Origin of the sequence: Vreelandella nanhaiensis (assembly GCF_003990185.1) — a bacterium.
GTDB lineage: Bacteria > Pseudomonadota > Gammaproteobacteria > Pseudomonadales > Halomonadaceae > Vreelandella > Vreelandella nanhaiensis.
This window is the reverse complement of the sequence record NZ_RZHF01000025.1, coordinates 264880-283355: the sequence shown is the minus strand read 5'-3', so window position 1 is coordinate 283355 and position 18476 is coordinate 264880. Positions and strand designations below refer to the sequence as shown.

The following is an 18476-nucleotide window of genomic DNA, read 5'->3' as shown; positions in this document are numbered from 1 at the left end:
CACGTCAGCATGATGTACATTGCCCGTTACGCCTGACGACCATAGCGAGCGTGAACCACCTGATCCCTTGCCGAACTCAGTAGTGAAACCGCTTAGCGCCGATGGTAGTGTGGGGTCTCCCCATGCGAGAGTAGGTCATCGTCAGGCACTTATTATGAAAAATCCCCCCGGGCTTGCGCCTGGGGGGATTTTTTTTGCGTGAAAGAAAAGTCAGTGCACTTCACCATTCGATACGCTCTCTAGTCCAATCTCAGAAGCTACCGCTATCTTCTGGCGTGCACTTATTGATAACAGCCAGTATCTGTCTGGTGGGCTGGCTATCCAGCAAGCTTCTGCTTTAACGCAGCTCGCCCCTCCTCGGTAAAGTGAGCGAACTGCCCCGCTCGTCGTTGATGACAAATGATTGATGGGTAACCATAGTAATTCGGCCAGTACGCGAGGAGGCTAAGAGCTGATTTAAGAATGCATAGCCAGACGCCGGTAATCAAAGCCGTATAGCTGCCAGGAAGTATGGCTAGCCTGTAAGAGCTTAATGCGAAATAGGAGAGTTCTTATTGAAGCCGTAGAGAGGGAGTCTGCTTATTTAGGCCGAGGCGTTAATTCTTCCGGACTGTGCTCCGGTTCGGCCATTTGGCTTGTATAGCGTCTTTTCAGCAATCTGTCGTATATAGTTGAGCATTTCTTGGTTATGCTTCATGCGCAAGGAAAGCATCTGCCCGGTTAGTTCGTTCATTCTGGCTGCCCGTTCGCTTTTTGCAAGCAGGGCTTCCCAGGCGTCCAGGCACTTGGCATCGCTCGCGGCCGCTCTTGCACCGCTGGCGTTTTCTTCATAGCCAAGGCGCTTTTGTACATTGCGGCGCAGCGTCTCGATACGCTCAATCTCGGTAAGGAGTATTTGCTTGTCGACTGCTAAACTGGCGAGTGCTTCGCCGTCGATGTCGCCCTGCGTTAAAAGTGTCTGCTCACGCGACAGCAATGCCGTGAGTTCTTCAAGGCGTTGTTGTTGATCAGAAAGCAAGCGAGCAAGGCTCATAACCATCTATCCTATGATTCTGTGAGACTAGCAATTAGACCATCGGCGATACGCTCAGCGTTCATCTCAAGGCGGCCTTCGCGAATAGCATCACGTATTTCCTGGACTCTCGCCATATCAATATCGTGCGTTTCATCAAAGCGCGACTGGCTAAGCTGAGTGGATTCGCGCGAGGAGTTGCCCGATTCCACAGGTTTGATACCGTTCGCTTTTTGAGTTTCATCGCGCTGATGTGCTTGGCTCGCACGTAGCAGCGAATTTACATTATCAATTTTCACGTTGTGTGCCTCGCATGGTCAACGTCTGTGTATTCGGCGCAGTGTTACAACTATCGGCTTGGGTGGCTAAAACTTTAGACCAGAATTAAAAATCCACCACTAAAATACCCTGCCCACTAACACGCGCCGTGACAATTTCACGTGTATCAAAGCGCACGCGGATACGGTCGTTCTGCCCCCCATCTTCAAGCGCTTCACCCTCTCGAGATACTCGAAACGAGCTGCCCTGGGCAATCACCGTAACACGTTGACCACGCTCCACAAGCGCAGGGGCTTGCAGTGAGTGGGTTTGAAACGTACTTCCACTACGAATCGGGCGTTGAGCGACTTTGCCCACTATGTCTGCTTCATCAATTAACGCCTGAGAGGGTAGTGCACTTAAATTGCCGCTCTGCTGCGTTAGCATATCGGGCGTAATAAGCGTGCCTCGCTCAATATTATGCTGAGCTACCCAGTAGCTACCGATAACATCGACCTGCGCTTGGAGATAGCGTACCTGCTGGTGTGTTTCGCCGCAGCGAACACCAACCGAGACGCGCCCAAGCGGTGACTGGCCCGCATTAGGCAAAAAAGGCTCTGGCTGAATACAAGGTGGAAGATGCGGCGAGGGCGGGCGCAGGTCAATGATTACTTCTTCCCCTAGCGCCTGCGTCTGCTGATATAAAAACTGATGCACCTGCTGGAGAAGAGCGTCGTCGGCCTGCGCATTGGGGAAGCAAAGCAAAAAAATGCCTAGTAAAAAGTAACGCTTGAGTACTGCCAGACAGCAGCGTGCGACGTGCAGCAGATATGGCATGGTGGAGGGCTCAAAAGGGGAAATAACGAAATCTGGCTGATAAGTGTAGCGAAAAAGGCTTAAAGGAAACAGGCGAAATACTGGTGTAAATACTAGCTGTTCCATGCTTTGGCTGACAGCCGGACGCGTATTCTCCACCATCAATAAATTTCATTTTGTTTTTGCCCCCAGCGAGTGAGTGTTCGGCATGATTGATCAGCTAGAGTCTGCCTTTAACTTCCATCAGCGGGCGCTCGGCTTGCGACAAGCACGCCATGAAGTGTTGGCTGCCAATATTGCCAACGCTGATACGCCCAACTACAAGGCGCGCGATATTGACTTCGCAAGTGAGCTGAAGAAAGCGGTTGAAAGTGGTGGTGCTCAGCAAGGCAGCCATGGTGGTTTAACACTATCGCGCACTTCTGAGCAGCATATGGCAGGCACAGGGCCCGCTTGGCGGGGCGTTGGAAATACGGATCTGCTATACCGGATTCCTGATCAGCCGAGCTTAGATGGCAATACTGTTGATATGGATCGTGAGCGCACTCAGTTTGCTGATAATGCCGTTCGTTACCAGGCGGCGCTGACGATCATGAATCGCCGTATCCAGGGTCTGAAAAACGCGATGCAGCCCGAGTAGGCTGATTGATTGCGTAGGAGATAAGTTATGTCGATGTTTTCAGCGTTTGATGTTGCTGGTTCTGCCATGAGCGCCCAGTCGCAGCGTATGAACGTTACCGCCAGCAATATGGCCAACGCCGATAGTATTGCCGGGCCTGATGGGGAAACCTATCGCGCGAAGCAGGTAATGTTTGAATCGCAGGCACAAAACACCCGCTATGGCGTGGGAGGAGTGAGAGTCTCAGAGATTGTCGAAGATGACTCGCCGCTACGTCTTGAATATATGCCGAATCACCCCGCCGCTGATGAAGACGGTTATGTGGCCAAGCCCAACGTAGAGCCTGTTCATGAAATGGTGAATATGATTTCTGCGTCGCGCTCCTACCAAGCGAACGTCGAGGTTTTCAATACTACCAAGCAGATGATGATACAGACACTGTCGCTGGGTGAGGGATAATTATGAACATCGATACAAGTGTCCTAAATAGTGTCAACAGCGGTGGTTCAAATGGCCTATCGGCGCGGCAGTCAGATGAGCTGCGCAGCAGCTTCATGACCCTGCTGATTACCCAGCTACAGAATCAAGATCCGCTCAATCCCATGGAAAATGCGGAGATGACCTCTCAGCTGGCACAAATCAATACCGTGAGCGGGATTGAAGAGCTTAATACCACGCTAAGCGGTATTACCCAGCAGATGGATGCGGCGAAAACGCTTCAGGCAGCGGGGTTGATCGATAAAGCCGTATTGGTGCCTGGCAATAACGTGATGGTCAGTGTTGACGAGGAGAACGGTTCCTACGCAACCCCGTTTGGTATTGAACTGGCTTCATCCGCTGAGAAAGTTGAAGTTACTGTTACCAGTAAGGCAGGCGAGGTGCTTTACACCAAGGATCTAGGCGCGGTGGCAGCAGGCGTTGAATCCTTTAGCTGGGGTGGTTTAACCAATGCAGGCGTGGCAGTACCTGCAGGTGCCTACAGCGTTAACTTCAAGGCGACTAATGCAAAAGGTGAGCTTATTGAGTCTCGAGCGCTCAACTATGCGCTGGTGCAAGGAGTATCGCCAGGCGCTGGTGGCAGTGATGTTCGTCTGGATCTGGGGGCCATCTATGGTCAGGTAGCTCTCGATCAAATTAAACAAATTCTTTGATTCTTCGCTAAATAACACCTTTTTCAGGGGAACATTATGAGCTTCTCACAAGCACTCAGTGGCTTAAACGCACAGCAACAAAAACTAGGCGCTATCGGTAACAATATTGCCAACTCGCAAACAGTAGGCTTTAAAAGCTCTAACGTTCAGTTTGCTGATGTTTATGCCGAGTCGCGTATTGGACTTGGTGTTCGCACTTCTGCCGTACTGCAGGATTTCAGCCAGGGCAACATCGAGACCTCATCGCGCAATATGGACCTTGCCATTTCAGGTGAAGGTTTCTTCCGCTTTCAGCAGCCGAATGGTGAAGTGGGATACTCGCGCAATGGACAGCTGACCATGACAGCAGATGGTCGCCTGACTAATGCCCAGGGCGCGCAGATTATGGGCTACCCGGCTGATGCAGATGGAAATATACAGGCGGGTGGCAACGTGCTGGGGATGCAAGTGCCTTCTGGTGATCTTCAGGCTAATGCAACCACTGAGCTAGATATATCTCTTAACCTGGACTCAGGGCAGCCAGTTATCGATCTTGCGGCTACCCCGTTTGATGCCAACAACGCCAATACTTATAACTATTCTACCAATGCTACCGTATTCGACTCTCAAGGGAATGCGCGTAACCTTTCACTATATTTCACTAAAACTGCTGATAATCAGTGGGCTGTTAATGGACGAATGTCAGGTGGGCCTGCCGGTGGTGGTACTTATGATATCGGTTTAGGCAGCTTAGCCTTTAATCAAAACGGCACATTGAATGCCACTACGAATATCAACAATGCGGCTTTTAATGGCCCGGGTTCTGAGTTTGGTGCCGGGAATCCGTTTGAAGCATTAGATATTGCAATAAGCTTCGACGGCTCAACACAGTTTGCCAATAGCTCGACTGTTAATGATATTAACCAGAACGGCTATACATCAGGATCTCTGGTAGGTGTGACTATCCAGGATGATGGCACCATCATGCGTAACTACTCTAACGAGCAGTCCCGCGCAGCTGGCCAAATCGCACTTGTCAGTTTTCGTAATCCAGAAGGCTTAAAGCCTGAGGGCGATAACCTTTGGACGGCCACGGCATCTTCTGGACAGGAATTAGTGGGTGCAGCGGGCACAGGTCTGCGCGGTATGATTCAAGCAGGTGCAACGGAAACTTCTAACGTTGATATGGCCCGTGAGCTCGTTGATATGATTGTGGCCCAGCGCGCGTACCAGGCAAACTCGAATACGATCAGCACCCAGGATGAACTCCTGCAAACCATTATGAACCTTTGATAGTGGATCATTCTTGTAAGGAGTAAGTCTGAGTGGATCGAATGTTATATACCGCCATGAGCGGTGCTAAAAACGCTATGGATCAACAGTCGGTGGTGACCAACAACCTGTCGAATGTGACCACTACCGGGTTTCGCGCCCAGCTGCAGGCCGCACGCTCGGTGCCTGTTCAGGGCGACGCATTGCTGACAACGCGTACTTCAGTGGTTACCACGACGCCTGGCAGCGATTTTTCCCAGGGGCCGGTCGAGTTTACCGGCCGTGCGCTGGATGTAGCGATGCAAGGCAACGCCTGGATGGCGGTATTGGCAGACGATGGCACTGAAACCTACACCAAGCGCGGCGATCTGCAGCTCGATAGCGATGGTGTGCTGCTTAACGTCGGACGCCCAGTTATGGGCGATGGTGGCCCGATCGCGGTGCCTCAGGGCGCCCAGGTATCCATTGGCGCTGATGGCACGATCAGCGCCATTCCTGAGGGCGAAGGCCCCGAGGCGCTGGTGGAAGTTGGCCGTATCAAGCTGGTTACGCCTGATGAGCAGGAGCTGACGCGCGGCAATGATGGCCTGTTTCGTGGCCCGCTTAATGAAGAAGGTGAGCCTGGCGCCTTGCCGGGCGACGAGAACGCTCGCCTGGTAAGTGGGGCACTTGAAGGCAGCAATGTCAGCGCCGTAGATGCCATGGTTTCAATGATCGATGTTGCCCGGCGCTACGACATGCAAATGAAAATGCTCAGCACCGCTGATGAAAATGCTCAGCGCGCCAACAGTATTCTCTCTATTCAGGGCTAAACCCTAGCCGCTTACCCAAGGGAACACGATTCTCATGATTACTTCTTTGTGGACCGCCAAGACGGGGCTGGAATCTCAGCAGACAAAGCTGGATGTTATCTCCAATAACCTGGCCAACGTCAGCACCAATGGCTTTAAGCGCTCACGTCCTGTATTTGAAGATTTGCTTTACCAAAATATGCGTCAGCCGGGTGCTCAGAACAATATCCAGGACCGCCTGCCATCCGGTATGCAGGTAGGTACGGGGGTTCGAGCCGTTGCCACCGAGCGGTTGCATACGCAAGGAGGTCTGGAAGAAACCGGGAACTCACGTGATATTGCCATTAACGGTGAGGGCTTTTTTCAGGTGTTACTGCCTGATGGCACCAATGGCTATACCCGAGATGGGAGCTTTCAGCTCAATGAAAATGGTCAGATGGTGACGGCAAATGGTTACCCATTAGAGCCCGCTATTTTTATACCCGAAAATGCACTATCGGTCACTATTGGCGAAGATGGTACGGTCAGTGTCCGTCAGCCTGGAATAGCCCAGGATGCTGATATTGGTCAAATTAACGTAGCGTCGTTTATTAATCCTGCAGGCTTAGAAAGCATAGGCGGCAATTTATATTTGGAAACAGGCGCTTCTGGGGCACCTAACCAGAACGTACCGGGTAATAATGGCGCAGGACGTTTATTCCAAGGCTACGTCGAAACCTCGAACGTTAACGTGGTGGAAGAGATGGTCAGCATGATCCAGACCCAGCGTGCGTATGAAATTAACAGTAAAGCGGTATCTACCAGCGATGAAATGCTGGCACGTTTAAGCCAGCTGTAAGGGCGCTTTGAGGTCTACTGAGCCATGCGGGAATTTTATAATGTTAGCCGTCAGCTAAGCGTCATTGCTTTGCTGTTTTTCATATTGCTGGCTGCTGGCTGCGCGCAGATACCCCGTGCTTCGGTTGTGGGTGAGCAGGAGCAGATTGAAATTGTGGACCGCCCACCGCCCGTTCCCAATGGCTCAATCTATCAGGCCCGACGTGGCTACCAGCCGCTTTTCGAAGACCGCCGGCCAAGAGCCATGGGCGATATCTTGACCATCGTGCTGGATGAGCAGGTCAGTGCAAGTAAGAACGCGCGCACGAATGCCTCGCGTACCGGTAGCTCTTCGCTTGAGCTTGCTCAGCTGCCTGATGTGCTGGATACCTTGGCCGAATATGGCTTTGATCTTTCTGGTGCCAGCGACTTTAACGGTGGTGGGGGAGCGCAGGCGAACAACTCCTTTACCGGTACGATTACCGTCTCGGTACTAGAGGTCATGAATAACGGTAATTTGCGTGTCAGGGGTGAGAAACAGATCGCTATCAATCAGGGAACGGAGTTCATCCGCTTTTCAGGCGTTGTGAATCCTCGAACGATTACTACGCAGAATACGGTGCCCTCCACCCAAGTAGCCGATGCTCGGATTGAATATGTCGGCGATGGTTATATCAATGAGGCGCAGCATATGGGATGGCTGCAGCGCTTTTTCTTAAATGTCTCGCCTTTCTAATGCTATTCAGAATGGCTAAACAGCACAGTGACCTAGAGTGATGGCAATGCGGCAAAACGGTTTTCGATCAATTAAAGTGCGGCTAAATCAACTAGGTACTGTGCTATTAATGTGCCTGCTCGCCTTGCCCGTTCATGCTGAACGCATTCGTGAGCTGGCCAATTTTGCAGGCGTCAGGGATAACCAGCTTGTAGGCTATGGCCTGGTCGTAGGCCTGGACAGCACGGGCGATCAAACAACCCAAGCACCCTTTACCGGCCAGAGCCTGACTAACATGCTCTCTCAATTGGGTGTCACCATTCCCCCAGGTACTAATATGCAGCTGCGTAACGTAGCCGCTGTTATGGTGACGGCTGATCTACCTCCTTTCTCCCGCCCAGGTCAGCGTCTGGATATCGTGGTTTCATCGATTGCCAATGCGCGAAGTTTGCGTGGCGGTACACTCTTGATGACGCCCTTGAAAGGGGCCGACGGTGATACCTATGCGATCGCCCAGGGCAATATGCTGGTAGGCGGCGCGGGTGCCCAAGCCGGCGGTAGTAGCGTACAGATTAACCAGCAAGCCTCTGGGCGCATTCCCGGCGGCGCGCTCGTCGAACGTGAAGTGCCGCTAAATTTGGGTGGCAATGGCGGCATGCTGGAACTGCAGCTCAACGACGCTGACTTCGGTACCGTGCAGCGTATGGTCGCCGCTATTAACAATGAGTTTGGCCAGTCGGTTGCCTATGCCCGTGATGGGCGTGTCATCGCATTGGATGGCCCTCTTGATCCCAATGCACGCGTCAACTTTATGGCGCGGGTAGAAAATGTGCAGGTAACGCCGACAGAAGCACCGGCCAAAGTGGTGTTAAATTCACGAACGGGGTCGGTGGTCATGAACAGCGCCGTGACGTTACGCCAAGCCGCAGTCGCCCACGGCAGCCTGTCGATCATGATTGATACGCGCTTTGGTGTGAGCCAGCCAGCACCTTTAGGGCAGGGGCAAACCGTCGTGGTGCCGGATGCCGATATCAATATCGAACAACAGGAAGCCTATCTTCAGATTGTTGAAGGGGCACAGCTTAATGAAGTGGTTAACGCTCTGAATGCGCTGGGCGCAACACCGCAGGATCTGATGTCGATTCTGGAAGCTCTAAAAGCGTCCGGCTCGCTTCGTGCTGAGCTGGAGGTTATCTGATGAGTATCTCCAATGATATGACCAGCCAGTTTGCACTCGATATGCAGGGGTTTCAGCGCTTGCAGCACACCGCGCGCGTTGATCCAGAAGCGGGGGCACACTCAGCCGCGCAGCAGTTTGAAGCGCTCTTTGTACAGATGATGATGAAGAGTATGCGGGATGCGATCCCTACCTCTGGACTAATAAGCAGCACCACAACGGATACCTACCAGCAAATGCTGGATCAGCAATGGTCACAGGTGATTGCTTCCAAAGGAATTGGGTTAGCTGATGTGCTGGTCGAGCAGCTACAGCGCCAGGGCGCGATCGGTGGAGCTTCCAATGCAGATCAAGAGTTGCAAGCGCTGATTGCAGGCATTCCACGTGGAACGCCACGCGTACTGGATGGCGCGTTACAGCCTCAAGGTGAACGCGCCGTGGGAACTCAGGCGGACGGCCGATTCTTGAGCGAGCTTGAAGCCATACGCCAGAAAACCATCGCTGAAACAAGCGCACCGGCTGTGGCTCAATCATCGACGCCAACAAGTACAGCTGACCATGTACAGCGGTTTATAGACAAGCTTGCCTCGCCTGCCCAGGCTGCCAGTAAGGCCAGCGGTGTTCCCGCAGAGCTTATTCTAGCCCAGGCAGCCTTGGAAACGGGTTGGGGGCGGCACGAGATACCAACCCACCAGGGCGGGAATAGCCACAACCTGTTTGGCATCAAGGCAGGAAGCCATTGGCAAGGTAAAACCACGGATATTGTGACTCATGAGTATATTAACGGCCAGCGCACCCAGGTGGTGGATACTTTCCGGGTTTACGATTCGTTTGAGCATGCGCTTACCGACTATGCCAATCTGATAGGCAAAAATCCGCGTTATGCCGAGGTAGTGCAGGCGCCTAATGCCGAGCAAGCCGCCCATGCGCTTCAACGGGGAGGGTATGCAACAGACCCGCGTTACGCTCAAAAACTCGTCGCTGTCATGAACACAATGGGGACGCTGCCCGCCGAGAGTACCTTCCTGGCCGATTCGCGCTAACGGGTTCTTAAGTTTTTCAGGATGCTGCCGATAGACTAAGTATCGGTCTGAGGATATAAATTATGAGCATGTTTTCTGTTGGTTTAAGCGGTCTGAGTGCGGCACAAAACGCCCTTAATACGACCAGCAACAATATCAGCAACGTGTTTACGCCAGGCTATAACCGTGAGCTTACTCAATTGGGAGAAGGACGCACGGGGGGCGGTGTACGCGTTGACAGTATTGAGCGTCAGTTCAATACCTATGTGGCCAATCAGCTAAACAGTGCGAAAACCCAATCCAGTGCTCTGGATACCTACAATAATCAGATTTCGCAGATCGATAATTTATTGGCAGATCGGGCGGCGGGTCTTTCCCCGTTAATGCAGAATTTTTTCTCATCCCTGGAAGATCTGGCAAGTGCGCCTTCTGACCCGGCGGCTCGCCAGGGCGTACTGGGTACCGCTAATACTCTGAGTGCCCAGTTCCGCTCTTTTGATGGCTACCTGCAGGATATGCAGAGCAACATCAATAATCAGATAAAAGATGAAGTTACCCAGATTAATAATACAGTAGAACAGATTGCCGGATTAAATAAAGAGATTGCTTTAGCGCGTGCACGCTCTGGCGAGGCGCCAAACGGCTTACTTAATCAACGTGATCATCTGGTTTCTGAGCTTAACGAGCGTATGGATCTGCGTCTCAATGTTCAGGATGGCAAAACGTATAATATCAGTCTGCCTAATGGTCAACCGTTAGTAACGGGGACCAACTCGTTCAAACTGGAGACCATGCAGGCCGATTATGATCCTCAGCGCACCGTAGTCGGCTATCGTGATGGCGGTGGAAACCTAACTCAGTTAAATGAATCGACTATTAAAGGTGGCGCGCTGGGTGGGCTGATGAGCTTCCGCTCAGAGACGCTGGATAAGACCCAGAACCAGATTGGCCAGCTAGCAGTTTCTCTTTCAGTTGCCTTTAACGAACAGCATAAGAAGGGCATTGATCTTAATGGGGATAATGGCGAAGACTTTTTCAACGTGCGTGCGCCCCAAGCGTATAGCTACGCTGGAAATAGTGCGGATGTAGCATCCATTGAGTTCGATGCTGACAACCTGGGACAACTGCGAGCAACGGATTACATCGTCAGTTATAGGGACGACACCTTTACCGTTACGCGTAACGACAATGGTGCCAGCGTTGACTTCGAATGGAGCAACGACACGCTCTCATTTGGTGGTGTGGATATTGCCTTCACCAACATGCCAGCCAATGGCGACAAATTTGAAATCCAACCCGTTCGCCGCGCAGGCAATGGCATGGAGGTCAATATTTCAGATGTAGATCAGATTGCCGCCGGAGAAGAGGCTTCTTCAGGTGATAACCGTAATGCCCTGGCGCTGCAGAATCTGCAAAGTGAAAATATTGTAGGCGGTAATGCGTCCGTAAGCGGCGCTTATGCATCGATCGTAAGTGATGTGGGTAACCGCGCTAATATTACCCAAGTGAACCTGGATGCGCGGCAAGGGCTAACCGATCAGCTGCGCGCGGTTCAGCAGTCCGAGTCCGGCGTTAATTTGGATGAAGAGGCCGCCAATCTGCTTCGCTACCAGCAGTACTATATGGCTAACGCGCGTGTTATCGATACCGCGGGCTCAATCATGGACACCATCCTGAATTTGCGTAACTAATTTTCGGAGTTCCCGTTATGCGTATTAGCAGCGTTACCATGTTTGAGCAGAGCACGGCTTCGATGAATCGCCAGCAAAGCGATTTCTTGAAAGTGAGCCAGCAAATCGCCAGTGGCCGCCGTGTGGTAAATCCCTCTGACGATCCTCAGGCCGCCGCGCGTGCGGTGGGGGTTGATCAGTCGATGGCCATCACAGAACAGTATGCGGATTCGCGCGTCTCGGCCCGCAATTCGCTTTCTCAGACAGAGAGCATTTTAAACAGCGTCAGTGATGCGGTAACTAGCGCCAAAACACTGCTAATCCAGGCCTCCAGCGATACCCTTAGCAACGCTGATCGTGAGTCGATTGCAAGTGAGCTAAAAGGGGTCTATGAAACGCTGATTGGCCAAGCTAATGCTACCGATGGCAATGGCCGCTATTTATTCGGTGGCTATAAAGATAATGCGCCGCCTTTTAGCAAAACGGATGCAGGCATCGAGTACCGAGGTGATTCGAATGGCCGTAAGCAACAGGTAGATGCCTCGCGACAGATGCCAGTGACTGAAAACGGCAAAGCCATTTTCCAAAGCGTCACGGGTGGCGCTGGTTATATAGCGAAAGCTGAGCCGCAAAATAGTGGCAATGTGACCTTCTCCGGGCCTACTGCTAAAGATGTCAATGATGATAGCTATGGTCAGGCATTTACCATCGAGTTCAGTGTCGATGATAATGACACTACCTATACCGTGACTGGGCCCGAGGGTGAAATTACTTCGGGCGCGTATGTCGGCGATGGACAGCAGATCTCATTTGGCGGTATCAGCCTTGCCCTTAAAGGGGAGCCGGCCAATGGAGATAAGATTTCCATGGCCAAAGCTGGGAGTGAAGATATGCCAGCGGACCTCTTTAAAACTTTAGAGGCCGCTATTGGTGTGCTTGAAAACCCTGCTGAAACCGATGCTGAGAAAGCGGCTCTGCGCAATACCCTAAATAGCTCCATGCGGGAATTGGATAACGCATTGGATAACGTACTGACAGTACGTGCATCTGCAGGCGCACGTCTGAATGAGCTGGACGTGATTGACGCAGTCGGCAGCAACCGCATGATGAACTATACGCAAACACTATCGGATCTGGTGGATCTGGATTATGCCGAAGCTATTTCCGAATATAGCTTGCGTCAGGTGGGTCTACAGGCAGCACAAAAAGCATTTGTAGATATTAAAGGTTTATCGCTATTTAACTATATGTAAGGCAATCTAAACGTCTTGTGACTTCCCTTAGCCTCCTTATGGTTATCCATTAAGGGGGTTTAGTTTAAAGGGCCATGGTTTCAATGAGCATTTGTACCATGCCAAGGCCCTGGCTGAAGAGTGACTGTAGGAAGCGCCCAATATCCGTCATAAGTACCATCATAAGGATCAATCCTACAATTAATGAAGTAGGAAAGCCGATATTGAAGACAGTGAGCTGCGGTGCCGAACGGTTAAGAATTCCGAGGGCGAGATTGATAATTAAAAGAGAGCCCACAAGCGGCAGTGCCAGCAGCATGCCCGAGGCGAATATAGTCCCTGCATAACGAGCAAGAAGCTCAAAGGCGCCAGGGTTAAGGCCCGAAAGGCCGATGGGCAGTGTCTCAAAACTCATGATCAGCGCTTCGAGTACCATCAAGTGGCCATTGAATGCCAGGAACATCAGTAACGTAATCATGTATAAAATACGTGAAAGCACCATGATGTTGGTGCCGCTTGAGGCATCGAAAAAGCTGGCAAATCCTAGCCCCATCTGTAGACCAATATATTCCCCCGCCGCCTGAACAACGGCAAACACCATATGCATGACCAAGCCAATGGCCAGGCCGATAATAATTTGCTCGACCATAATACCAACTCCTGCCCAGGACATAATGGCCACATTGGGCATGGCAGGCAGTATGGGAGCAATAACGATGGTCACCAGAGCCGCAAGGCCCACCTTTGCCTGATTAGGAATACTGGTATGCCCCCAGAGCGGAGCGGCCGCCATGAAAGCCGTAATACGTGCAAAGGGCCACAAAAAAGCGATTAGCCATGCTTGTAGCTGAGCAAAAGTGATTTCCACCATGGCGCTACATCACCATATTGGGAATATTACTGAACAGCCGGTAGGTAAAGTCAGTGATCAGACCAATCAACCAGGGGCCTGCCAATACTAAAACAGCAAACACCGCCAGGATCTTAGGAATAAACGTCAGCGTCATTTCATTGATTTGAGTAGCCGCTTGAAAGAGGCTGATGATCAAACCCGTGAAGAGTGCTGCCAGCAATACCGGACCTGCAAGAAACAGCGTTACCCGCATGCCCTGATACGCCATGCTCATTACCATTTCTGGGGTCATCTCATTGCTCCTTTAAAGCACATAAAAGCTTTCGGCCAGTGAGCCAATGATCAATTGCCAGCCGTCGACCAATATAAAAAGCATCAGTTTAAACGGTAGTGAAATGGTTACCGGCGGCACCATCATCATACCCAATGCCATCAGGGTACTCGCCACTACCAAATCAATAATCAAAAAAGGAATAAAAACAGTAAAGCCAATTTGAAAAGCCGTTTTAAGCTCGCTGGTCACAAAAGCGGGCAGAAGCACTCGCATGGGAAGTTCCTCAGGGCCTTGCAAAGGGCCAACTTCGGCCAGACGAACGAACAGCGCAAGGTCAGGCTCCCGGGTCTGGGCAAGCATAAACTCCCGAAACGGCAGCTGCGCGCGAACCAAAAACTCTTCAAAATTGATGGTCTCATTGGATAACGGCTGCCAGGCAGTGTCGTACACCTGGGCCAGTACCGGCGACATAATAAAGAAGGTTAAAAACAGTGCGATACCCAGCAAGACCTGATTAGGAGGTGTGGACTGAGTACCCATCGCCGTGCGTAATAGGCTCAGTACAATAATAATGCGCGTGAAGCTGGTCATCATTAACAGCATCGCGGGCAAAAACGCCAGCGAGCTTAAAAATAGCAGCGTTTGAAGGGACAGTGACCACTGCTGACCACCGTCTTCCATCGGTTGCGAAATAATACCGGGCAACTGTTGAGCGCAGGCGGAACCTGCCAACGTACAAAGCGCGATAGCAATACTAAATAGCAGCCAACGCTGCCCGTAGGGCCAGGGAGAGCGCATCCTATGCCTCATGGTGTTTGATGTGGATCGTCGTCAGCGCGGTTACGCCGGTGTTTGGCAAGCGCTTGAGAGAGCCGTTGTGAAAAGCGTGTGGTATGGGGGGGGGCGGTATCATCAACTGGACGTTCATCTGGCGCCGGGCGCTCATGGAGCTTGGTGATACGCCCGCCGCTGACGCCAAGCACCAGCCAGGTATCTTCTATTTCCACGACCACGACCCGCTCGCGGCTGCCCACGGCGGTACTGGTAATGACGCGAAGATGAGCACCCTGGTGGATGCGTGCGCTCTGCCAACGCTTTAATAGTGCTGTGCAAAGTAGAATAAGCGCAATGACAAATGCCAAGGCCGCAGCTGTCTTGCCTAGCATTGCCAGGCCCACAAACGCATCGCTGCCATTACCCAGCGCATCCAATGCATCCTGTTGTAGCGGCGCTGTTTCGACACTCATCGGTTAAGCTTGTGGATACGCTCAGAAGGAGTAATGATTTCCGTAATACGAATACCATACTTATCTTCGATAACCACTACTTCGCCTTGGGCGATTAAATAACCGTTGATCAGAATATCCATGGGCTCGCCCGCCAGTCCTTCCAGCTCAATAACGGATCCCTGAGCAAGCTCAAGCAGTTGCTTGATGGTCAACTTGGTGCGGCCAAGCTCGACAGTCAACTTGACCGGAATGTCCATGATCATTTCGAGATCCCGGGCCTGCTCATTTCCAATTGCAGGGCTCAAGGGTCTGAATATCTCATCGCTTGCAGCTTTGGCAGCAGAAGTGTCAGGCGCCGGGTCGCTGGGAGCCTGGTCTTCCTCTGCGGCTTCCTGCTCCGCCATAGCGGCTGCCCACGGATCTTCCTCATCGGCGATATCTGCGGTATTTGACGTTTCTTCTTGTTCAGACATGGCGTCCGCCCAATCGTCGTCGGAGACATTTTGATCGGGTTTATTAGGATCAGTCATGCTTTGGGTTCCTTGGCTTTCTGTCGCGTCGAACCTTTAATAAAGTCCTTTGACGATACGTTATTCATGGCGGCATGGTCGATCATACGGAGTACGCGCAGCGCACGTTGCTGGCGCTGGCTACCATACTCGCACTCCATCACAGGAACACCATCAACACGAGCGGTAATCGTATTGGGAATGTCCAATGGCAGTACGTCGCCTTGCTTTAGCCCCATTACATGAGCAATGCGGCTGGGTATTTGGGCAAACTCGGCTACTAGTTCAACTTCTGATTGGCGTAACTCACTGGCCATACGCCGTGACCAGGTGCCGTCATGATCGTGATTGCTGTCATTGATGGGGTTGGCAAGCAAGTCGCGCAACGGCTCAATCATGGCGTAGGGCATGCAAATCTGGAAATTACTTGAAAGGTTGCCCACCTCGATATTGAACTTGGTATTAACCACAATCTCGTTAGGAGAGTTGGTGATGTTGGCGAACTTGGACTGCACCTCAGAACGCATGAAGTTAACTTCAAGCGGGTACACGACCTTCCAGGCTTCCTGGTAAGCATCAATGGCCAGATTCAACAGGCGATAAATAATACGCTGCTCCGTGTTGGTAAACTCACGGCCGTCTGACTTGGTAACAAAACGCCCATCTCCGCCAAACAGGTTGTCCACCACCATAAACACCAGGTTAGGGGGGAACACTACCAGCGCTGAACCACGTAAAGGCTTCATCGACACCAGGTTAAGGTTGGTCGGCACCGGCACATTACGCGAAAATTCGCTAAAGCTCTGGTAGCGTACGGACTCAACCGTGATGTCGGCACTACGCCGAAGCAGGTTAAACAGACCGTTGCGGAAGTAACGGGCAAAACGTTCGTTAATAAAGTCGAGCGCATGCAGGCGCTCACGAATGACCCGGTGCTGTGTCGAAGGATCATAGGGGCGAATTCGCGCCTCTTCTTTCGACGATGACGATGATGCCGATGGCTCATCATCACCACTGACGCCTTTCAATAAGGCGTCAATCTCTTCCTGGGACAGTAGATCGTCCTGCGACATGAACGGCTCCAGTTCCCGGGTTATTGCACGATAAATTCGGTAAACAGCACTTCACGCAAATCAAGCGGCGGCTGGTTTTCCGTTAAAGGGACGCTAAGGCGGCTGATAATGGACTGCGCCAACAGCTCCTTGCCTTCAGTGGAGGTGAGCTCGCTTGCCTGCTTGCCTGATAGCAAGATTAGCAATCGGCTACGTACCTGAGGCATATGCTCTTCAATGATGGCCTTGCTCTCCTCGTTACCAACGCGCAGCGTAATGCCTGTATACAGTAGGCGCGAGCCGTGTCGATCATCGGCAAGGTTAACCGTAAAAGGATCAATACGCGTAAAGACCGGTGTTTCACGCTCCAGCGGTTTTTGGGGTTCGCCCTCAGCACCGTCGCGCTGGTCAAGCACCATATAAATGGCTGCTGCTGCACCTGCCGAGGAGAGCAGCACCAGAACAATCATTATCCAGAGCAGTTTTTTGGACCCGCCGCTTTTCTTTTCAGCCATTTGCCTTTCCGTTCCCATAATCACTACACATGCTACACGGCAAGCATTATGCCTAATGTGGCTGTGGGTGATGAAATGAACAGGCTCGCTTGGCAAGCCTATCTTTTGGTTTAGCTGTTTTGCACCTGTGCCGCTTGTGCGCTTTTACTCATCGTGCTGATGATCAGGCGTAGAGATCAACCCGGCCATCAGCCATCAATGAGGTGTTTTCATTGGCTGGCAAGACTACGGCGCTATCGCTGCTGCCCGTAATACTATCCCTGCCGCCTAAACCATCTCTTTTACCCTGGTGGGCAAAGGCCTGTTCTTGGGGATTCTGCTGTTCGCCAACCGAGGTTTCACCTAATGATATGCCCTGTTCCGCCAGCGTTTCGCGGAGCTGAGGGATAGCCTGTTCAATTATCTGACGAACCTGCGCATGCGCTGATAAAAAGTGCGCTTGAGCACCCTGCTCGGTGACTTTTAAGGTAATTGCCAGCGGCCCAAGCTCTGCCGGATGCAGCTGCATCTGTACCTGCTGTTCGCCGCCGCGTTGGGTAAATTGAACCAGCTGTTGGCCAAGCTGCGAAGGCCAGGCAGGGCTAGTAACAGAAGTGCTGATAAAGGGGCTTAGCGCTGTACTGGTTTGGCTTGCTGGGGTCGATGGCTGAAAACCGGCAGCCAACTGGCTGGGCCGCAAAGGTGCTAAGTCCTCAAGCGCAGGGGAGGCCTCGCGGTTGCCAAGCGGCGTGAGGAAAGCCTGCGTTGCCAGTGCTTCTTGTGCATTGGACAGCGAGGCCGGCTGATTGCCGAAAGCCAGCGCCGATGTACTCAAGGGCCCTGAAAGCGTGGTGTCCCCGTCGCTGATCACACCAAGCCCCTGCTGTGTATTGGATGCCAGCGAAGAAAATGCATAGCGAAACGGTTCTGCTGGTACGCTAGCTACCTGTTTGTTGTCACCCTGTAACGGGGCGAGCAAGGTGCTTAGTGCACTGCTGATTGAGGCGAATTCACCTTCTGTAGGATCGATCAACTGGTCCAGAGCGCTAATAATATCGGCTGCTTTTTCTTCGCTAATAGCTAACTGCTGCGCAATGCTTTCAAGTGTCGGCACTGCAACAAGAGAATCCTGTGGTGCTGACATTTCGGAGAAAGCGGCCACCAGCCTTAAGCGTTCAGCAATTTCTTCAAGAGGCGATAGGGATTCGTTAGTTGACGGATCTAGCGACAACTGAGAATCCATCGCATCACTATCTATCAGTGAAAGTTGGTCCAGCAGTGAGGCGAGATCGTCTTCGCCGATTTCAACGCCACGATCTTGCAGCTGTTGCGCCAAGGTCGCAACTGGCCCGGCACTAGAGGTGTGTACAGTGGTTGAGCGTAACGGCGTATTAGCCGCTTGGGAAAGCGCCTGACGAAAAATACCTTGGGAGGACTCCAAGGTGTTGGATAGTGACTGTTTGGCTGTCGAGGCCGAGCCTTGATTTTGCGCCCCTGAAAGCAATAACTGTATATTCATGTCGTATTCTCCGGGG

Annotated in this window: 22 protein-coding genes and 1 rRNA gene; 12 read left to right on the top strand and 11 right to left on the bottom strand. The window is 52.0% G+C overall.

Going from position 1 to position 18476, the window contains the following annotated elements; translation table 11 throughout:
* Positions 1–31 precede the first annotated feature (31 nt).
* A 5S ribosomal RNA gene (gene rrf, locus ELY38_RS16690) occupies positions 32–147 on the top strand.
* Between the two features lie 436 nt (positions 148–583).
* Here rrf and ELY38_RS16685 read toward each other — a convergent pair.
* The 3 genes from ELY38_RS16685 to flgA form a co-directional block, all read right to left on the bottom strand.
* Positions 584–1033 (bottom strand): flagella synthesis protein FlgN, encoded by a 450-nt coding sequence (locus ELY38_RS16685; protein WP_127063315.1) that lies wholly within the window; start codon positions 1031–1033, stop codon positions 584–586.
* Positions 1034–1044: 11 nt separating this feature from the next.
* The gene (gene flgM / locus ELY38_RS16680; RefSeq protein WP_127063314.1) at positions 1045–1311 is read right to left on the bottom strand and encodes a flagellar biosynthesis anti-sigma factor FlgM; all 267 of its coding nucleotides are present in this window, start codon (positions 1309–1311) and stop codon (positions 1045–1047) included.
* Between the two features lie 85 nt (positions 1312–1396).
* A complete protein-coding gene (flgA, locus tag ELY38_RS16675; protein ID WP_340148041.1) occupies positions 1397–2248 on the bottom strand; it encodes a flagellar basal body P-ring formation chaperone FlgA in 852 nt (283 codons plus the stop codon).
* A 46-nt stretch (positions 2249–2294) separates the two neighbouring features.
* Between flgA and flgB the strand changes: the two genes are divergently transcribed.
* From flgB to flgL, 11 genes are all read left to right on the top strand, one after another.
* A complete protein-coding gene (flgB, locus tag ELY38_RS16670; RefSeq protein ID WP_127063313.1) occupies positions 2295–2726 on the top strand; it encodes a flagellar basal body rod protein FlgB in 432 nt (143 codons plus the stop codon).
* 27 nt (positions 2727–2753) lie between these two features.
* Positions 2754–3164 carry a flagellar basal body rod protein FlgC gene (gene flgC, locus ELY38_RS16665; RefSeq protein WP_126949814.1) on the top strand — a complete coding sequence of 137 codons (411 nt, stop codon included), beginning with the start codon at positions 2754–2756 and terminating at the stop codon, positions 3162–3164.
* Between the two features lie 2 nt (positions 3165–3166).
* On the top strand, positions 3167–3856 hold the full coding sequence (locus ELY38_RS16660; protein WP_222845166.1) for a flagellar hook assembly protein FlgD: 690 nt from the start codon (positions 3167–3169) through the stop codon (positions 3854–3856).
* 36 nt (positions 3857–3892) lie between these two features.
* On the top strand, positions 3893–5128 hold the full coding sequence (gene flgE / locus ELY38_RS16655; protein WP_127063311.1) for a flagellar hook protein FlgE: 1236 nt from the start codon (positions 3893–3895) through the stop codon (positions 5126–5128).
* 32 nt (positions 5129–5160) lie between these two features.
* Positions 5161–5919, top strand: a complete 759-nt coding sequence (locus tag ELY38_RS16650) for a flagellar basal body rod protein FlgF (RefSeq protein WP_127063310.1) — start codon at positions 5161–5163, stop codon at positions 5917–5919.
* Between the two features lie 34 nt (positions 5920–5953).
* The gene (gene flgG / locus ELY38_RS16645; protein WP_127063309.1) at positions 5954–6736 is read left to right on the top strand and encodes a flagellar basal-body rod protein FlgG; all 783 of its coding nucleotides are present in this window, start codon (positions 5954–5956) and stop codon (positions 6734–6736) included.
* 24 nt (positions 6737–6760) lie between these two features.
* Positions 6761–7450 (top strand): flagellar basal body L-ring protein FlgH, encoded by a 690-nt coding sequence (locus ELY38_RS16640; protein WP_127063308.1) that lies wholly within the window; start codon positions 6761–6763, stop codon positions 7448–7450.
* 46 nt (positions 7451–7496) lie between these two features.
* Positions 7497–8627, top strand: coding sequence for a flagellar basal body P-ring protein FlgI (locus ELY38_RS16635; protein WP_127063328.1), 1131 nt, complete (start codon positions 7497–7499; stop codon positions 8625–8627).
* Positions 8627–9649, top strand: coding sequence for a flagellar assembly peptidoglycan hydrolase FlgJ (flgJ, locus tag ELY38_RS16630; RefSeq protein ID WP_127063307.1), 1023 nt, complete (start codon positions 8627–8629; stop codon positions 9647–9649). The genes ELY38_RS16635 and flgJ overlap by 1 nt, the downstream gene beginning before the upstream one ends.
* Before the next feature lie 62 nt (positions 9650–9711).
* Positions 9712–11319 (top strand): flagellar hook-associated protein FlgK, encoded by a 1608-nt coding sequence (flgK, locus tag ELY38_RS16625; RefSeq protein WP_127063306.1) that lies wholly within the window; start codon positions 9712–9714, stop codon positions 11317–11319.
* 17 nt (positions 11320–11336) lie between these two features.
* Positions 11337–12551 (top strand): flagellar hook-associated protein FlgL, encoded by a 1215-nt coding sequence (gene flgL, locus ELY38_RS16620; RefSeq protein WP_127063305.1) that lies wholly within the window; start codon positions 11337–11339, stop codon positions 12549–12551.
* A gap of 64 nt (positions 12552–12615) precedes the next feature.
* On the opposite strand, the gene fliR is transcribed toward flgL, so the two are convergent.
* From fliR to ELY38_RS16580, 8 genes are all read right to left on the bottom strand, one after another.
* Positions 12616–13401 carry a flagellar biosynthetic protein FliR gene (fliR, locus tag ELY38_RS16615; RefSeq protein WP_127063304.1) on the bottom strand — a complete coding sequence of 262 codons (786 nt, stop codon included), beginning with the start codon at positions 13399–13401 and terminating at the stop codon, positions 12616–12618.
* Positions 13402–13405: 4 nt separating this feature from the next.
* The gene (gene fliQ / locus ELY38_RS16610) at positions 13406–13675 is read right to left on the bottom strand and encodes a flagellar biosynthesis protein FliQ (RefSeq protein ID WP_127063303.1); all 270 of its coding nucleotides are present in this window, start codon (positions 13673–13675) and stop codon (positions 13406–13408) included.
* Positions 13676–13687: 12 nt separating this feature from the next.
* Positions 13688–14455: a flagellar type III secretion system pore protein FliP gene (gene fliP, locus ELY38_RS16605; protein ID WP_127063302.1), complete on the bottom strand. Its 768-nt coding sequence runs from the start codon at positions 14453–14455 to the stop codon at positions 13688–13690.
* Positions 14456–14463: 8 nt separating this feature from the next.
* The gene (gene fliO, locus ELY38_RS16600) at positions 14464–14904 is read right to left on the bottom strand and encodes a flagellar biosynthetic protein FliO (RefSeq protein ID WP_127063301.1); all 441 of its coding nucleotides are present in this window, start codon (positions 14902–14904) and stop codon (positions 14464–14466) included.
* A complete protein-coding gene (gene fliN, locus ELY38_RS16595; RefSeq protein ID WP_127063300.1) occupies positions 14901–15416 on the bottom strand; it encodes a flagellar motor switch protein FliN in 516 nt (171 codons plus the stop codon). The genes fliO and fliN overlap by 4 nt, the downstream gene beginning before the upstream one ends.
* Positions 15413–16468, bottom strand: a complete 1056-nt coding sequence (gene fliM / locus ELY38_RS16590; RefSeq protein ID WP_127063299.1) for a flagellar motor switch protein FliM — start codon at positions 16466–16468, stop codon at positions 15413–15415. Before fliM ends, fliN begins: the two co-directional genes overlap by 4 nt.
* Positions 16469–16488: 20 nt before the next feature.
* A complete protein-coding gene (fliL, locus tag ELY38_RS16585; RefSeq protein WP_127063298.1) occupies positions 16489–16962 on the bottom strand; it encodes a flagellar basal body-associated protein FliL in 474 nt (157 codons plus the stop codon).
* Positions 16963–17125: 163 nt separating this feature from the next.
* A complete protein-coding gene (locus tag ELY38_RS16580) occupies positions 17126–18460 on the bottom strand; it encodes a flagellar hook-length control protein FliK (RefSeq protein ID WP_127063297.1) in 1335 nt (444 codons plus the stop codon).
* Positions 18461–18476: the final 16 nt, after the last annotated feature.

Coding starts and splice junctions, on each gene's coding strand:
- ELY38_RS16640 (WP_127063308.1), top strand. CDS start 6,761: ATGCGGGAATTTTATAATGTTAGCCGTCAGCTAAGCGTCATTGCTTTG.
- flgL (WP_127063305.1), top strand. CDS start 11,337: ATGCGTATTAGCAGCGTTACCATGTTTGAGCAGAGCACGGCTTCGATG.
- fliL (WP_127063298.1), bottom strand. CDS start 16,962: ATGGCTGAAAAGAAAAGCGGCGGGTCCAAAAAACTGCTCTGGATAATG.
- flgA (WP_340148041.1), bottom strand. CDS start 2,248: ATGGTGGAGAATACGCGTCCGGCTGTCAGCCAAAGCATGGAACAGCTA.
- flgK (WP_127063306.1), top strand. CDS start 9,712: ATGAGCATGTTTTCTGTTGGTTTAAGCGGTCTGAGTGCGGCACAAAAC.
- fliN (WP_127063300.1), bottom strand. CDS start 15,416: ATGACTGATCCTAATAAACCCGATCAAAATGTCTCCGACGACGATTGG.
- flgC (WP_126949814.1), top strand. CDS start 2,754: ATGTCGATGTTTTCAGCGTTTGATGTTGCTGGTTCTGCCATGAGCGCC.
- fliO (WP_127063301.1), bottom strand. CDS start 14,904: ATGAGTGTCGAAACAGCGCCGCTACAACAGGATGCATTGGATGCGCTG.
- flgE (WP_127063311.1), top strand. CDS start 3,893: ATGAGCTTCTCACAAGCACTCAGTGGCTTAAACGCACAGCAACAAAAA.
- fliR (WP_127063304.1), bottom strand. CDS start 13,401: ATGGTGGAAATCACTTTTGCTCAGCTACAAGCATGGCTAATCGCTTTT.
- ELY38_RS16660 (WP_222845166.1), top strand. CDS start 3,167: ATGAACATCGATACAAGTGTCCTAAATAGTGTCAACAGCGGTGGTTCA.
- flgB (WP_127063313.1), top strand. CDS start 2,295: ATGATTGATCAGCTAGAGTCTGCCTTTAACTTCCATCAGCGGGCGCTC.
- flgG (WP_127063309.1), top strand. CDS start 5,954: ATGATTACTTCTTTGTGGACCGCCAAGACGGGGCTGGAATCTCAGCAG.
- flgJ (WP_127063307.1), top strand. CDS start 8,627: ATGAGTATCTCCAATGATATGACCAGCCAGTTTGCACTCGATATGCAG.
- ELY38_RS16635 (WP_127063328.1), top strand. CDS start 7,497: ATGCGGCAAAACGGTTTTCGATCAATTAAAGTGCGGCTAAATCAACTA.
- fliQ (WP_127063303.1), bottom strand. CDS start 13,675: ATGACCCCAGAAATGGTAATGAGCATGGCGTATCAGGGCATGCGGGTA.
- ELY38_RS16580 (WP_127063297.1), bottom strand. CDS start 18,460: ATGAATATACAGTTATTGCTTTCAGGGGCGCAAAATCAAGGCTCGGCC.
- ELY38_RS16685 (WP_127063315.1), bottom strand. CDS start 1,033: ATGAGCCTTGCTCGCTTGCTTTCTGATCAACAACAACGCCTTGAAGAA.
- fliP (WP_127063302.1), bottom strand. CDS start 14,455: ATGCGCTCTCCCTGGCCCTACGGGCAGCGTTGGCTGCTATTTAGTATT.
- fliM (WP_127063299.1), bottom strand. CDS start 16,468: ATGTCGCAGGACGATCTACTGTCCCAGGAAGAGATTGACGCCTTATTG.